General features: G+C 73.9%; 13 protein-coding genes and 1 pseudogene. 2 read left to right on the top strand and 12 right to left on the bottom strand.

What is annotated here, in order from left to right; genetic code table 11:
• Nucleotides 1-35: 35 nt before the first annotated feature.
• The 12 genes from FM076_RS19155 to FM076_RS19100 form a co-directional block, all read right to left on the bottom strand.
• On the bottom strand, nucleotides 36-1,676 hold the full coding sequence (locus FM076_RS19155; protein ID WP_345945103.1) for a sensor histidine kinase: 1,641 nt from the start codon (nucleotides 1,674-1,676) through the stop codon (nucleotides 36-38).
• Nucleotides 1,677-2,452: 776 nt separating this feature from the next.
• Nucleotides 2,453-3,256: a pyrroline-5-carboxylate reductase gene (gene proC / locus FM076_RS19150; RefSeq protein WP_173872237.1), complete on the bottom strand. Its 804-nt coding sequence runs from the start codon at nucleotides 3,254-3,256 to the stop codon at nucleotides 2,453-2,455.
• A gap of 110 nt (nucleotides 3,257-3,366) precedes the next feature.
• Nucleotides 3,367-4,104, bottom strand: coding sequence for an ABC transporter permease (locus tag FM076_RS19145; protein ID WP_173872236.1), 738 nt, complete (start codon nucleotides 4,102-4,104; stop codon nucleotides 3,367-3,369).
• Complete coding sequence (locus FM076_RS34000; RefSeq protein WP_428815163.1) at nucleotides 4,101-4,895, bottom strand: ABC transporter ATP-binding protein; 795 nt, start codon at nucleotides 4,893-4,895, stop codon at nucleotides 4,101-4,103. Before FM076_RS34000 ends, FM076_RS19145 begins: the two co-directional genes overlap by 4 nt.
• 249 nt (nucleotides 4,896-5,144) lie before the next feature.
• Nucleotides 5,145-7,289 (bottom strand): MMPL family transporter, encoded by a 2,145-nt coding sequence (locus FM076_RS19135; protein ID WP_173872234.1) that lies wholly within the window; start codon nucleotides 7,287-7,289, stop codon nucleotides 5,145-5,147.
• A gap of 150 nt (nucleotides 7,290-7,439) precedes the next feature.
• Nucleotides 7,440-7,733 carry a hypothetical protein gene (locus FM076_RS19130; protein ID WP_173872233.1) on the bottom strand — a complete coding sequence of 98 codons (294 nt, stop codon included), beginning with the start codon at nucleotides 7,731-7,733 and terminating at the stop codon, nucleotides 7,440-7,442.
• The gene (locus FM076_RS19125) at nucleotides 7,730-8,131 is read right to left on the bottom strand and encodes a helix-turn-helix domain-containing protein (protein ID WP_173872232.1); all 402 of its coding nucleotides are present in this window, start codon (nucleotides 8,129-8,131) and stop codon (nucleotides 7,730-7,732) included. Before FM076_RS19125 ends, FM076_RS19130 begins: the two co-directional genes overlap by 4 nt.
• Nucleotides 8,132-8,303: 172 nt before the next feature.
• Nucleotides 8,304-8,837 (bottom strand): hypothetical protein, encoded by a 534-nt coding sequence (locus FM076_RS19120; RefSeq protein WP_173872231.1) that lies wholly within the window; start codon nucleotides 8,835-8,837, stop codon nucleotides 8,304-8,306.
• 140 nt (nucleotides 8,838-8,977) lie between these two features.
• Entirely contained in the window at nucleotides 8,978-10,840 is a 1,863-nt protein-coding gene (ilvD, locus tag FM076_RS19115) for a dihydroxy-acid dehydratase (protein ID WP_173872230.1), read from the bottom strand.
• A 126-nt stretch (nucleotides 10,841-10,966) separates the two neighbouring features.
• Complete coding sequence (locus FM076_RS19110) at nucleotides 10,967-11,647, bottom strand: TetR family transcriptional regulator (RefSeq protein WP_173872229.1); 681 nt, start codon at nucleotides 11,645-11,647, stop codon at nucleotides 10,967-10,969.
• The gene (locus FM076_RS19105; protein WP_345945100.1) at nucleotides 11,644-12,543 is read right to left on the bottom strand and encodes a sugar phosphate isomerase/epimerase family protein; all 900 of its coding nucleotides are present in this window, start codon (nucleotides 12,541-12,543) and stop codon (nucleotides 11,644-11,646) included. Before FM076_RS19105 ends, FM076_RS19110 begins: the two co-directional genes overlap by 4 nt.
• An 83-nt stretch (nucleotides 12,544-12,626) precedes the next feature.
• Nucleotides 12,627-13,559, bottom strand: coding sequence for a Ppx/GppA phosphatase family protein (locus tag FM076_RS19100; protein WP_173872228.1), 933 nt, complete (start codon nucleotides 13,557-13,559; stop codon nucleotides 12,627-12,629).
• Nucleotides 13,560-13,903: 344 nt separating this feature from the next.
• Here FM076_RS19100 and FM076_RS19095 point away from each other — a divergent pair, with 344 nt between their 5' ends.
• Entirely contained in the window at nucleotides 13,904-14,821 is a 918-nt protein-coding gene (locus tag FM076_RS19095; RefSeq protein ID WP_428815162.1) for a hypothetical protein, read from the top strand.
• Between the two features lie 112 nt (nucleotides 14,822-14,933).
• A pseudogene (locus tag FM076_RS19090) lies at nucleotides 14,934-15,280 on the top strand (hypothetical protein); the annotation flags it as partial.

Genomic DNA, 15,280 nt, shown 5'->3' with positions numbered 1-15,280 from the left:
GGTGGCGGGGGTGTCAACTGTGGGCCTCGTCTCCGTCAACGGTGGTCCCACGCCATGGCGACGCGGTCCTTGTGGGAGAGGTGGCCGTCGGTGAAGCACAGCCGGATCAGGGGGGAGTTGTCGAAGGTGGCGGTGCGGTAGAAGCGGCACTCGTCCGTGCGGGGTGGGTCCGGTGGGGCGCCCTCGGGCCGGGTCTCGTCGTACTCGTAGGCGGGCAGCCGGGGGCTCACCGTGGTTTCGGGGGCGCCGATGCGGAGGGTGGCGTAGGTGCGGGCGTCCAGGACGGACCGGTGCGAGGTGTAGAGCTGGAAGCCGTACATCAGCGCGGCGAGCACCGCGGTGGCGGCGGCCGGGATCCACAGGGCGTTGACCATGCCGCGGCGTACCCGGCGGCGGGCCCGGTCCAGTTCCTCGGTGGAGCGCGGTGTCCCGGTGTGCGGTTCGGGGGCGGGAGGCTGGACGGGGTGTGCGGTGAGGGGGAGGTGGGCGGTCACCTCGAAGCCGTCGGCCGTGGGGTGGGCACGGAAGGTGCCGCCGGCCTGGCGGACGCGCTCGTCGAGGCTGATCAGCCCGGTGCCCGAGCCGATGGCGGGCCAGGGAGCGGAATCCGGTGCCGCCCCGTCCCCCGCCGCGTGCGCCGGTGGACGGGGCGGGGCGGTGTTCCGCACCGTCGCGTCGATCGCTGTGCGTCCTTGTCGCAGGTCGACGGTGAGGGTGGAGCCGGGGGCGTGCTTCGTCGCGTTGGTGACCGCTTCCTGGACGACGCGGTGAAGGGCGCGGGCGACGAGGGGCGGGAGCGGGGCCGGGTCGTCGGGACCGTGCCGGCGCAGGGTGATCGGCACTCCGGAGGCGGCGGTGCGGGCGACCAGGTCGGGGACGGTCTCGGCCGAGGGGGCAGGGGAGGCCGAGGGGGCAGGGGAGGCCGAGGTGTCCTGGCGCAGCAGGCCGATGATCTCGCGGAGGCGTTCGGTGGCGTCGGCCGCCGCCTGGCGGAGTTCGCCGGCGGAGGCGCGGGCGGCGTCGTCCACACCTGGGGACACCTGGAGCGCGGCGGCGCGGACCGCGATGAGACTCAGGTCGTGGCCGAGGGAGTCGTGCATGTCGCCCGCGATGCGGGAGCGCTCGCGCATCCGGGCGCGGTCGGCCACCAGGAGCTGTTCGCGCTCCATGCGGGCGGCCAGCTCCCAGCCGGCGCGGTGGAGTTCGTACTGCTGGCGGCGGAAGCGGCCGAGCAGCCAGGGCAGGACGGCGGCGAACAGGACGGTGGTGACGAGGGTGAACCAGTCCCACAGGCCGGCGCCCGGCAGGGTCAGGGCTAGGACGAGTCCGGCCGCGCACAGGAGGGCCGCGGCGGTGAGGGCGGGCCGTACGCGGGAGGTGCGGCGTCCGAGCAGGAAGCTGAGGGCGACCAGGGCGGGGCTGAAGGTGCTGGTGAACAGTTCGGGGGTGGCGGCGAGGCCGAGGGCGGCGGGGACGGTGGCCGCCGCGAGGGGGGCCCGGCGGCCGAGGGCCACGGCGCCGGCGAGCAGGGGTGCGGCCAGCAGGCGCAGCCAGGCCGGGGTCTCGTCCAGGTAGGTGAGCGGGAAGGCCATGAACAACCAGAGGGCCAGGTCGGCCAAGGTCTCGCGGCTGCGCGGGAGGGGGCCGGTGCGGGCGAGGAGGCGGGCGGCGTTCACGCCTGTCACCGTATGCGGCGCTGTCGTGCGGGGCCTCTGTCGAAAGTGGGGGAGGGCGACGACGATCGGTCACTGCCGGGTGCCCGGTCCGCTCCGTTGGGCTCCGGGACATGGATGACGCGATAGTGCACGCTGCCGAGGGGTTCGCGAGCACGCCGTGGGTGGTACGCGGCGCTGTTCGCCGTGGCGATGCTGGACGGGTACTCCCCCGTGCTGCCGGGCGAGACGCTGGTGATCTCGCCGGGGTGTTCGCTGCGGCGGAGGGGGAGCCGGGCCTGCCGGGGTGATCGTGGTGGCCGCGCTGAGGCGTTCGCGGGTGCTCACGCCTCCTACGCGATCCGGCGGCGCTCGGGGGCGCGGATCCCGGCGCGGCTGCGCGAGGGGGGGCCGCGCGGCGGGAGTACGAGCGGGTGGGGCGGATGCCGGCCGAGCGGGGGCTGGCTGGTGCTGGTGGCGGCGCGCTGCATCCCGGGCGGGCGGACGGCCGCCACGCTCACCACCGGGGCGACGGGGTTCCGCGTCGGTCGTTCACGCGGTACGCCGCCGTGGCGGTGGTGAGCTGGGCGGTGGTGAGCTGGGCGGTCTCTCCTGCGTGTCCGGGGTATGCGGGCGGTGCCGCGTTCGAGGAGACGCCGCTGTACCGGGGTGGTGTTGGGGCTGGCGCTCGCCTTTACGATCACGCTCGCATTCACGCTCACGCTCGCGTTCACGGTCACGCCGGCGCACGAGGGCGTGCGGAGTCTGCGTGCCCGGTGAGCGGACGGAGGGTGCGGTGGTCAGCCGCCCAGTTCGCGGCTGCGGTCGCGGGCGGCCTCGATCGCGTCGATGAAGGCGGCGCGTACCCGGTGGTTCTCCAGTTCGCGGATGGCGTTGATCGTCGTACCGCCGGGCGAGGTGACGTTCTCGCGGAGGGTGACGGGGTGTTCGCCGCTGTCGCGGAGCATGGTGGCGGCGCCGACGGCGGCCTGGACGATCAGTTCGTGGGCCTTGTCGCGGGGCAGGCCGAGCTGGATGCCGGCGTCGGTCATGGCCTCGACGAGGAAGAAGAAGTAGGCGGGGCCCGAGCCGGAGAGGGCGGTGGCGGCGTCCTGCTGGCCCTCGGGGAGGCGGAGGGTCTTGCCGACGCCGCCGAAGATCTCCTCGGCCAGCGCGAGGTGGTCCTCGGTGGCGTGGGTGCCCGGCGAGATGACGGACATGGCCTCGTCGACGAGGGCGGGGGTGTTGGTCATGACGCGGATGACGGGGGTGCCCTCGGCGAGGCGCTGTTCGAGGTGGCGGGTGGTGATGCCGGCGGCGCCGCTGATGACGAGGCGGTCGGCGGGGAGGTGTCCGGCCAGCTCGTCCAGCAGGGCGGACATGTCCTGGGGCTTGGGGGTGAGGATGAGGGTGTCGGCGGTCTTGGCGGCCTCGGCGTTGCCGGCGGTCTCGACGCCGTAGCGCTCGCGCAGTTCGGCGGCGCGTTCGGGGCGGCGGGCCGTGACCAGGAGGCGGGAGGGCGACCAGCCGCCCCGGAGCATGCCGCTCAGGAGTGCCTCCCCGATCTTTCCGGTGCCGAGGACCGCGACGTTCTGGGTGGTCATGGGTGTTTCACCTCGTGCCTCGTTGCGGGGGGGAGTTGCCGGGGTGGGGGACGTCGTCGGTGCCGTCCTCCTCCGGGTTGCCCATCCTCGCATCGGGCGGCGGCGCGGTGTCACGCCGTACGGCGGCGGAGGGTGGCGGCGCCGAGGGCGAGGACGAGGAGGGCGCTGCCGGCGACGACGAGGATGTCGCGGACGAAGTCACCGGTGGCGTCCGCGTGGTGGAGGACCTCCGTCATGCCGTCCACGGCGTACGACATGGGCAGCACGTTCGAGATGGCCTCCAGGACGGGCTGCATGCTGCCGCGGGGAGCGAACAGGCCGCACAGCAGGATCTGCGGGAAGATCATCGCGGGCATGAACTGGACGACCTGGAACTCGGACGCGGCGAACGCGGAGACGAACAGCCCCAGCGCCGTGCCCAGCAGCGCGTCGAGCAGCGCGATCAGGAGCAGCAGCCAGGGCGAGCCGGCGATGTCGAGGTCGAGGAACCAGACGGCGACGCCGGTGGCGAGCGCGGCTTGGACGGCGGCCAGCGCGCCGAACGCCAGCGCGTAGCCGAGGATCAGGTCGCCCTTGCCCAGGGGCATGGACAGCAGCCGTTCCAGGGTGCCGGAGGTGCGTTCGCGCAGGGTGGCGATGGAGGTCACCAGGAACATCGTGACCAGCGGGAAGATGCCCAGCAGCGAGGCGCCGATGCCGTCGAAGGAGCGGCGGTCCGCGTCGAAGACGTAGTACAGCAGGACGAGCAGCAGCACGGGCACGAGCAGCAGCAGCGCGATGGTCCGCGGGTCGTGGCTGAGCTGGCGCAGGACGCGGCGCGCGGTGGCGAGGGTGCGGGAGATGTTCACGAGGCGCCTCCTTCGGTGTGGGTCGCGGGCCGGTGGGCGGGGTCGCCGGGGTCGCCCGCGCGGGCGGCGTCGACGAGGGCGAGGAAGGCCTCCTCGACGGTGTCGCTGCCGGTGGTCTCGCGGAGCGCCCGCGGGGTGTCGGCGGCGAGCAGGGTGCCCTCGCGGAGGAGCAGCAGGTGTTCGCAGCGGTCGGCCTCGTCCATGACGTGCGAGGAGATCAGCAGGGTGGTGCCGCGGGAGGCGAGGCGGTGGAAGAGGTTCCACAGGTCGCGGCGGAGGGCGGGGTCGAGGCCGACGGTGGGTTCGTCGAGGACCAGCAGTTCGGGGGTGCCGAGCAGGGCGACGGCCAGCGAGACGCGGGAGGCCTGGCCCCCGGACAGGTTCGCGGCCAGGTCGTCGGCGTGCGAGGTGAGGTCCACGTCGGTGAGGGCCTGGGTGACGGCCGCGGCGCGCTCGGCGCGCGGGATGCCGAGGACGGCGGCGTAGTAGTCCAGGTTCTGGCGCGCGGTCAGGTCCCCGTAGACGGAGGGGGACTGGGTGACGTAGCCGACGCGGGAGCGCAGTGACGCGGAGCCCGCGGGCCGGCCGAGCACGTCGAGGGTGCCGGTGACCTTGGCCTGGGTGCCGACGACGGCGCGGATGAGGGTGGATTTTCCGCTGCCGGAGGGGCCGAGGAGGCCGGTGACGGTGCCGGGGGCCACGTCGAAGGAGAGGGCGTCGAGGACGCGGCGGGTGCCGCGGACCACGGTGAGGTGCCGGGCTCGGATCGCCGCACCGGGAGGATTATTCATCATGTGATGAATTATGGTCGCCGCCGTGGACGGACGTCAATCGAACGGAACTCGGAACGGGAGTGACCGGTCGGAACACGGAACGGAGGCGATCGGACGGCGCGCGGAACGGCGGTGGTCGGTCCGACGCGCGGAACGGCGGTGGTCGGTCCGACGCGCGGGACGGCGGTGCCGGACCGACCGCTGACGGGGTCGGTCCGGCACCGCCTGGGGGGTGCCGCCCGCGAGGGATCCGGCGCCCCCGGGGGGCTAGATCCGCTCCAGTTCCTGTGCCCGGTCCTGCACCTCGGCGCTCTGCCGCGGGGTCCGGCCCAGCCTGCTGGGCCACCAGATGCGGGCGCCCAGGTCCAGGGCCAGCGAGGGCACCAGCACCGTGCGGACCAGGAAGGTGTCCAGGAGGACGCCGATGCCGACCAGGACGCCCATCTGCGCCATGGACACCAGCGGCATGGAGGCGATCACCGCGAAGGTGGCGGCCAGCACGATGCCCGCCGAGGTGATCACCCCGCCCGTGGAGGTGAGGCCGGTCAGGACGCCCTTGGTGTGGCCCTGGCGGCCGACCTCCTCGCGGACCCGGGTCATCAGGAAGATGTTGTAGTCGATGCCCAGGGCCACCAGGAACACGAAGCCCATCAGCGGCAGGGAGTGGTCCATCGCCGGGAAGCCCAGCAGGTGGGTGAAGACCAGGTGGGAGGCTCCCAGGGCGCCGAAGTAGGACAGCACCACCGTCGCCAGCAGCAGCAGCGGCGCGAGCAGGGAGCGCAGCAGCGCCACCAGGACGAGCAGGACGACGGCGAGGACGACCGGGATGACGGTCCTCAGATCGCTCTCCGCGGCGCGCCGGGTGTCCAGCGACTCCGCGGTGGTGCCGCCCACCAGCGCGTCGGCGCCCTCCACCTGGTGCACGGCGTCGCGCAGCCTGTCGATGGTGGCCTTGGCCGCGTCGCTGTCGGGGGCGTCCTCCAGGACGACGGCCAGGGAGGTGAGGGTGCCGTCGGCGGTGCGGTCCTCGGGCCGTACGGACTCCACGCCCTCGACCCCGGAGGCCGCCCGCTGCGCCTCGGCGCGGGCCCCGGTCCGTACGACGAGGGTGGCCGGGTCGGAGGAGCCGGAGGGGTAGTGCGCGGAGAGCTTCTCCTGGGCGACGACGGACTCGGGCTTGTCCCGGTACATCTCCTCGTTGGTCAGCCCCATGGTGATGCCCGTCGCGCTCAGCGCCAGCACGGCCGTCACCGCGATCGACATCAGCCACGACCAGCGCGGCCGGCGTGCCAGCAGTCCGCCGACGCGGGACCAGGCGGTGCGGGCCCGGCGCGGCCGCGTCCCGTAGCGGGGGACGAAGGGCCAGAAGGCCCAGCGGCCCGTGACCACCAGCAGCGCGGGCAGCACGGTGACCATGGCGAGCAGGGCGCACACCACGCCGACGGCGCCGACCAGGCCCAGCGAGCGCGAGGAGTTGATGTCGGCGAGGGCGAGGCAGGCCAGGCCGACGGCGATGGTGCCCGCGGAGGCGATGATCGCGGGCCCGGAGCGGCTCAGGGCGAGCCGCATCGCCGTGTGCCGGTCCTCGTGGTGGTGCAGTTCCTCGCGGTAGCGGGCGACGAGCAGCAGCGCGTAGTCGGTGCCGACGCCGAAGACGAGCACCATGAGGATGCCCGCGCTCTGCGGGTCGACGGGCAGCGAGGCGTACTCGGCCAGCAGATAGGTGACCACCTGCGTCAGCACGGCGGCGAACCCGACCGCCACCAGGGGGAAGAGCCACAGCACCGGGCTGCGGTAGGTGAGCAGGAGGAGCAGGGCGACCACGGCGCCGGTGGCCAGCATCAGCACCGAGTCGATGTTGCCGAACACCTTGACGCTGTCGGTCAGCGAACCGGCGGGGCCGCCGACCTCCACGTCCAGCCCGGGGGGCGCGTGGGCGGCGGCCACGGTGCGGATCTTCTCCAGGTCGTCGGTGGTGTGGTCACCGGCGGTGGACAGCGGGACGACCAGCATCAGGGCCTTCCCGTCCTTGGACGGGACCGGGCCGGTGAGCTTCTGGCCGTCGGCGGCGAGCGGGGCGAAGTCCGCCCGGTCGGCGCGCGCCTTGGCGAGGTCAGCGCTGGTGGTGGCCCCGTCGCGGGAGTAGACGGCGACCGCGGGGATGATCTCGTCCTCGCCGCGGAACTTCTCCAGCTCGGTGTTGACCTTCGCGGACTCGGCGTTGCGGGGCAGGAAGACGTTGGCGCTGGTGTCCTCGACCTCGCCGAGCTTCCCGGCCAGCGGGCCCAGCGCCACGGCGAGGAGCAGCCAGACGGCGAGGACCAGCCACTTCGTGCGCTTGCCGCCGGGGGCCGTGGCCAGACGCCGCAGCCAAGGGTGCCGCCCGGCCGTGTGCCGGGAGAGGGCAGGCATGGGTAACCTCCATGGTGTGGGTGTGGGACGCGAGGGGTTCGCGAAGTGCTCACGCTCACGTGTACGGCCGGGAGTTGCCGCTCCCGGCCGTACGAGCGTCGTGGTGCGCTCGGCCGTGCGGACCGCGTACGGCGCTGGCCGCGTACGGCGTTATTCGATCTCGCGCATCATCTTCTCCATCGAGGCGATCGACTGACGCGCCTGCGTCAGCTCCTCGACGCTGCGGCGGTGCAGCTCGACGTTGTCCTCCAGCAGCTGCGCGTACTTGAGCGCCAGCTGCTTGTACTGCTGGTCGCGGGCGGCCAGCATCCGGGCCCGCCAGGTGGCGGCGATCTGCCAGACGATGACGATCAGCAGGACGAAGACCCCTCCGGTGCCCAGCGCCGCCGCCCAGACACCGGCCGCATCGACGCCCGCCGCCGCGGTCGTGAGGTGCTCGTTCACGTCGCTCTCTCTTTCTCGTCCTGATCCTGTTCCCGGCCCTGGCCCTGTTCCCGGCCCTGGACCGGTGCCCCGCCCCGGGCCTCCGGCTCGCTGAGGGTCCGCGCGGCCTCCGCGACGACCTGCGGGGTCAGCGCGTAGGCGAACGGGGAGACCTCGAAGAACTTCATGGCCTTGCCGCTGTCCGACAGCTCCAGCGACCCGACGACGAGACCCGCCGCCTCCAGCCGCTGGAGGTGCATGTGCAGCAGCGGGCGGCTCATACCGATCTCGCGGGCGAGTCTGCTGACGTAGTTCCGGCCGCCGGCCAGCGCCGCGACGATCCGCATCCGGTGCGGGTTGCCGAGCGCTGCCAGGACCCTCAGCAGTTCGTCTCCCGTCGGGGTCTCGATCGCGTTCACCGCGACCCCTCTCTGTTGGGGTGTAAGAAGAATCTGACACGTGACGGAGCGGGGTGTCGAGCCCAGAGGCCCCCCTCTCCGGGACACTTCAGGGTTCACCCTGACACGACTGCGGGAGGGCCCCGAGGGCCCTCCCGCAGTGAAACGTTGAGGTGTTCCGGTCAGCCGGGTCTCAGCGCTTGCGGTTCCTCCCGCCGCCCTTGCCACCGGCCCGCCCCCTCGCCGCCGGGTTGCCCGTACGGGACCGGCGCTGCCGCTCGTGACGGGCCAGCGCCTCCTCGTACTCGGCCCGGTGCAGCTTCTCCCCCGGCGCCTCGACGCAGGTGCGCAGCGCGTAGGCGAGCAGCACCCCGACGAAACCGATGATCCGGATGCTGCGCATCGACGACTCGGCCGCCGTCTCGCTCGCGGTGGGGCGGCGGCCGTAGAAGGTCAGGGTGCGGGAGAACGCCAGCGCGCTGCACACCGCGAACGCGGCGACCAGCAGGACGCTCGCCCAGCTGCCGATGTCCGCCACCACGACGCCCTCGTACGCGAAACGCAGCACGAACGCGCCCGCGACCGCCGCCAGCACCGCGCCGAGACCGAGGGCGGCCCGGCGCAGCGCGTAGCCGCCGGAGTGGTCGACCCAGGTGGTGCCGTAGAAGAGCAGGGGCTCGGGGGCCGGTCCGCCGGCGGGCTGCGAAGGCTGGGGAGTGTGTGACACGCCTTCGATTATGGCGCGCCGCCCAGGAGCGCCGGCCGGGCCCCGCAGGACCCGGCCGGCCCCGGGATCCCGGACCGCCGGAGCCCTGGCCGGCGCGCGGCCGGCCCGGAACCGGACGGGCGGCCCGGAACCGGACGGGCTCAGCGCTCCAGCAGGGTCACGTCGCGGACGGCGCCGCGGTCGGCGCTGGTGGCCATCGCGGCGTAGGCGCGCAGCGCGGTGGACACCTTGCGCTCCCGCGCGGCCGGGGCGTAGCGCCCGCCCAGGGCCTCGCGGCGGGCCGCCAGCGTCTCGTCGGCCACGTCCAGCCGCAGCTGCCGGTTGGGGATGTCGATGACGACGGTGTCGCCGTCCTCGACCAGCGCGATCACACCGCCGCCCGCCGCCTCCGGCGAGATGTGGCCGATTGACAGGCCGGACGTACCGCCGGAGAAGCGGCCGTCGGTGATCAGCGCGCAGGTCTTGCCCAGGCCCCGGCCCTTGAGGAACGAGGTCGGGTAGAGCATCTCCTGCATCCCCGGCCCGCCCTTGGGGCCCTCATAGCGGATGACGACGACGTCGCCCTCCTTGACCGTCTTGTCGAGGATCTTGCTCACGGCCTCCTCCTGGGACTCGCACACCACGGCGGGCCCGGTGAAGGTCAGGATCGACTCGTCCACACCGGCCGTCTTCACCACGCAGCCGTTCTCGGCCAGGTTGCCGTACAGCACCGCCAGGCCGCCCTCGGCGGAGTAGGCGTGCGCGAGGTCGCGGATGCAGCCCTCGGCGGCGTCGGTGTCCAGCGACTCCCAGCGCTCGGACTGGGAGAACGCCTCGGCCGAGCGCTTGCAGCCCGGCGCCGCGTGGAACAGCTCCACGGCCTTGGGGGAGGGGGAGCCGCCGCGGATGTCCCAGGTCTTGAGCCACTCGTCGAGCGAGTCGGCGTGCACGCTGTGCACGTCCTCGTTCAGCAGCCCGGCGCGGTACAGCTCGCCCAGGATGGCGGGGATGCCGCCCGCGCGGTGCACGTCCTCCATGTAGTAGGTGCCGCCCGGACCGGCCTTGGCCACGTTCGGGGCGACCTTGGCCAGGCACGGCAGGTTGCGCGAGAGCCGGTCGATGTCGGCCATCGTGAAGTCCAGCTCGGCCTCCTGCGCGGCGGCCAGCAGGTGCAGGATCGTGTTGGTGGAGCCGCCCATGGCGATGTCGAGGGCCATGGCGTTCTCGAAGGCGGCGCGGGAGCCGACCGAGCGCGGCAGGACGGTGGCGTCGTCCTGCTCGTAGTAGCGCTTGGTGATCTCCACGACGGTGCGGCCCGCCGCCTCGTACAGCTCCTTGCGCGCCGTGTGGGTGGCCAGCGTCGAGCCGTTGCCGGGGAGGGCCAGGCCGAGGGCCTCGGTGAGGCAGTTCATCGAGTTCGCGGTGAACATCCCCGAACAGGAGCCGCAGGTCGGGCAGGCGTTCTGCTCGATGCGGAGGATGTCCTCGTCGGAGACGCTCTCGTTCGCGGCCTCCGACATCGCGTCGACCAGGTCGAGCTTGCGGACGGTGCCGTTCACCAGCGTGGCCCGGCCCGCCTCCATGGGGCCGCCGGAGACGAAGACCGTGGGGATGTTCAGCCGCAGCGCGGCCATCAGCATCCCCGGGGTGATCTTGTCGCAGTTGGAGATGCAGACGAGCGCGTCCGCGCAGTGCGCCTCGACCATGTACTCGACCGAGTCGGCGATCAGGTCGCGGGACGGCAGCGAGTAGAGCATGCCGCCGTGGCCCATCGCGATGCCGTCGTCCACCGCGATCGAGTTGAACTCGCGCGGGATGCCCCCGGCCGCCTTGACCGCCTCGCTGACGATGCGGCCCACCGGCTGGAGGTGGGTGTGGCCCGGGACGAACTCGGTGAAGCTGTTGGCCACCGCGACAATCGGCTTGCCGAAGTCCTCACGCGCTACGCCGGACGCCTGCATGAGGGCACGCGCCCCCGCCATGTTGCGTCCGTGGGTGACGGTGCGGGACCTCAGCTCGGGCATGGCTGCCTCTCCCTCGAAAGTACTCCTCGTTGAGGAACCGAGGGTACGCCTCGCGCCCAGGATCCGGACAGCAGGTCCGGATCGTGGACCCGGCCGCGACCCGGCGCACCGGGCGGCACCGGCCCGTCAGGGCGCACCCGGCGGACCGGGCGGCACCGGCCCGGTCAGGTGCAGCTGGACGACGGGGGCCAGCCGCGCGACCACCGACTCCACCGGCTCCGAGGCCAGCGGCTCCAGCTTGACCACGTAGCGCAGCACCGCGGCCCCCACCAGCTGGGCCACCGCCAGATTCACCCGGAACTCGGCGTCCTCCGCCCCCAGCCGGGCCGCCACCCGCGAGACCAGATGGCGCGTGACGAGCGTGCGGAAGACCTCGGCCGCCCGCTCGTTGCTGACGGCGGACCGGAGGATGGCCAGCACCGGGTCGCGGGCCGCGGGGTCCTCCCAGAGGGCGAGGAACGCGCGGACCACGGTCTCGCCCACCTCGCCGGGCGCCGCGCCGCCGACCAGCTCGGGCACGCCCAGCGCGGGCGTGAGGGCGGCCTCCACGGCGGCGGCGAACACCTGCTCCTTGGTGCCGAAGTAGTGGTGGACCAGCGCCGCGTCCACGCCCGCGCCGCGCGCGATGGCCCGCACGGACGCCTTGTCGTACCCGCGTTCGGCGAACTCGCCCCGCGCCGAGGCCAGGATCCGCTCCCGCGCGCCCGGCCCCTCCCCGGCGGCCCGCCGCGCCGGACGGCCCCGCCTGCGCGGTGCGACCGGGTCCCGGGCGGGCGCCCCCTCCGCCCCCTCCGCCCCCTCGCTCACGGATTCCTCCGGCCGGCGGAGCCCCGGCCGGCGGAGCCCCGGCCGGCGGAGCCCCGGCCGGCGGGGTGCCCCTCCTCGGCCGAGGTGCCGTCAGGGGCGGCGAGGTGCAGCCGGGTGTAGGCCAGGGCCTCGGCGAGGTCCTCCTCGCGCTCGGCGGCCGACATGGCACGGCGCGTGTTGACCTCCACCACCACATGGCCGTCGAACCCGCGCGCGGCCAGCCTCTCCAGCACCTCGGCGCACGGCTGCGAGCCCCGCCCCGGCACCAGGTGCTCGTCCTTCCCCGAGCCGTTGCCGTCGGCGATGTGGACGTGACCGAGCCGGTCGCCCATCCGCTCGACCATCGCGAGGGCGTCGTTGCGGGCGGTGGCCGTGTGCGAGAGGTCGATGGTGAAGTGCCGGTAGTCGTTCCGCGTCGGGTCCCAGTCGGGCGCGTAGGCGAGCATCTCGCGGTCGCGGTAGCGCCAGGGGTACATGTTCTCGACGGCGAACCGGACATCGGTCTCGTCCGCCATGCGCCATATGCCGCGCTCGAACTCGCGCGCGTACGAGCGCTGCCAGCGGAAGGGCGGGTGCACGACGACGGTCGAGGCCCCCAGCGTCTCCGCGGCGGTACGGGCCCGCACCAGCTTCTCCCACGGATCCTTGGCCCACACCCGCTGCGTGATCAGCAGACACGGAGCGTGCACGGCCAGAATGGGCACCCCGTGGAAGTCGGACAGCCGGCGCAGCGCGTCCACGTCCTGGCTGACCGGGTCCGTCCACACCATGACCTCGACGCCGTCGTAGCCGAGGCGCGCGGCGATCTCGAACGCCGCGGCGGTCGACTCGGGGTAGACCGAGGCGGTCGACAAGGCGACCTTCGCCTGGGGAACCCGAACGCTTTCGATGCCCACCCAGCCACCCTAAGCGCGGTGAGCCCCTGACGAGGGGGCGCCCCCGTCCCCTCCGGCCCCCGGGACGGGGAGAGTGACGCGTCTTACACCGCGGGCAGGCGGTCCAGACGGCGGAGGATGACGCCCTCGCGCAGCGCCCAGGGGCAGATCTCCAGCTCGTCGACGCGGAGCAGGTCCATGGCGCCCTCGGCCACCAGGGCACCGGCCAGCAGCTGACGGGCCCGCCCCTCGGAGACCCCGGGCAGGCCGGCCCGCTCCGCGGCGGGCATCGCGGCGAGCTTGGGCACCCACTCCTCCAGCGCGGCCCGGCTGAGCGCACGCGGCGCGTACGGGCCCTCGGCGCTGCGGGGCGCGCCGGCTATCCGTGCCAGCTGCTTGAACGTCTTCGACGTGGCCACCACGTGGTCGGGCGGGCTGAACCGGTTGAAGTCCCCCACCGTGCGGGCGATCTCGGCGCGCACGTGCCGCCGCAGCGCCCTCACGTCCGCCGGGTCCGGCGGGTCGCCGGGCAGCCAGCCGGAGGTGAGCCGTCCGGCGCCCAGCGGCAGCGAGACCGCCGCGTCGGGCTCCTCGTCCAGCCCGTAGGCGATCTCCAGCGAGCCGCCGCCGATGTCGAGCACCAGCAGCCGGCCGGCCGACCACCCGAACCAGCGCCTCACGGCCAGGAACGTCAGCCGTGCCTCGTCGGCACCGGAGAGCACCTCCAGCTTAATGCCCGTCTCCTCGGCGACGCGGCCGAGGACCCGCTCCGCGTTGGCGGCCTCGCGCACGGCGGACGTGGCGAAGGGCAGCAGCGCCTCGACGCCCTTGTCCTCGGAGACCTCCAGCGCCTCCCTGACGGTGGCCGTCATCCGCTCGATGCCCTCCTCGCTGATCGACCCGTCCGCTTCGAGGAGTTCGGCGAGTTTGAGTGTCGCCTTGTGCGAGTAGGCGGGCAGCGGCCGGGCACCGGGGTGCGCGTCCACCACCAGCAGGTGGACCGTGTTCGAGCCCACGTCGAGGACACCGAGTCTCATGCACAGCACGCTAGCTCGCCGCCTCGCCCCTTGCCGAGGCAGTGCCCGGCAGCGGCGGGGAGCGGCGTACGGGGGCGACGGCCTCTCCCCCGTACGCTGGGCGTGTGGGTACGACGAAAGCGGCGAAGCAGCAGAAGCAGGGCGGCGTACGGCAGGCGCACGGCCCGGCGCGCGACGAGGAGACAGGCGAGGCGCCGGGGGTGGACGGGGCACCGGAGGAGGACGGGGTCTTCGAGGCGGACCGGGCGCTGGGGGCGGACGAGGAGCTGGGAGCCGGTGAGGGGCTGAGTGCCGGTGAGGGGCTGAGTGCCGGTGAGGGGCTGAGTGCCGGTGAGACGCCGCGGGTGGGCGAAGCCGCCGAGGTGCGTGAGGCGCACGAGGCTCCTCGGGCACGTGAGGCGGCTCAGGCGTCTGAGGCGGCTCGGACGCGCGCGCCGGCCCAGACGCCCGAGGCAGCCCAGGCGCGTGCGGCAGCTCAGGCGCGTGCGGCGCGCGACGAGGAGGTCGGGCTCGACTTCGCGCGCGCCTGGGTCGAGTTCCCCGACCCCGCCGACGACGAACAGGTCTTCCGCTGCGACCTGACCTGGCTCACCTCCCGCTGGAGCTGCCTGTTCGGCAACGGCTGCCAGGGCATCACCGCGGGCCGCGCCTCCGACGGCTGCTGCACGCTGGGCGCCCACTTCTCCGACGAGGACGACGAGCAGCGCGTCGCCGGACACGTCGCACGGCTCACACCCGAACTGTGGCAGTTCCACGACGTGGGCACGGGACGGCTGGGCTGGACCGAGGTCAACGACGAGGACGAGCGGCAGACGCGGCGCTGGAAGGGCGCCTGCATCTTCCACAACCGCGCCGGTTTCGCCGGCGGCGCCGGTTGCGCCCTGCACCTGCTGGCGCTGCGCGAGGGCCGCGAGCCGCTGGAGACCAAGCCCGACGTGTGCTGGCAGGTGCCCATCCGGCGCACCTACGAGTGGGTGGAGCGGCCGGACGGCGAGGAAGTGCTGTACGTCTCCATCGGCGAGTACGACCGGCGCGGCTGGGGCGGCGGGGGCCACGACCTGCACTGGTGGTGCACCTCCGCGCCCTCGGCCCACGGCGCCGGAGAGCCCGTCTACGTGTCGTACCGGGCCGAGTTGACCGAACTCATGGGCAAGGCCGCCTACGACCGCCTCGCCGAACTGTGCGAGCAGCGCCTGGCCCGAGGGCTCCCCCTGGTGGCGGCCCACCCCGCCGACCCCCCGGCGGACAGCGCGGGACGGTGACGCGGCACCGGGACGGCTCGCGCCGGGACCCGGCCCTTCCCGGGTGACGCCCGGCCCGGGAGCAGCCCGGTCGTCCTACGAGGGCCTGGCGGCTCAGCCCGGGGAGGCGGCCGTGGCCGGGGAGGAACCGGGCGGCTGCGCGGGGGTGGCGGGGGACGTCCGGGGCGGCGTGGACGGCGGTGTCGGCGTGGTGCTTCCCGGCCCTGACGGCGACGCCTGTGAGGACGAGGACGGAGGGGACGGCGCGAACTGCTGGGACTGGGACGGCGGGGACTGCGGGGACTGCGGGGACTGCGGGAAGAACGGCGCCGGGGCCCGCACGGGGGACCGCTCGCCGGACCCCGTCGCCCCGCTGGACGCCGCCTGCTCCTCCGTGTGCTCATCCGCGGACGGGCCGGGCCCGTACCCGTCCCGCTCCGGAGCGCCGTCCGCCGTCCCGCCGGGTCCCGATGACGCGGG

The sequence above is a fragment of the Streptomyces albus subsp. chlorinus genome, from assembly GCF_013302895.1.
GTDB classification, from domain to species: Bacteria; Actinomycetota; Actinomycetes; order Streptomycetales; family Streptomycetaceae; genus Streptomyces; species Streptomyces chlorinus.
This window is presented reverse-complemented; position numbering and strand designations above follow the sequence as displayed.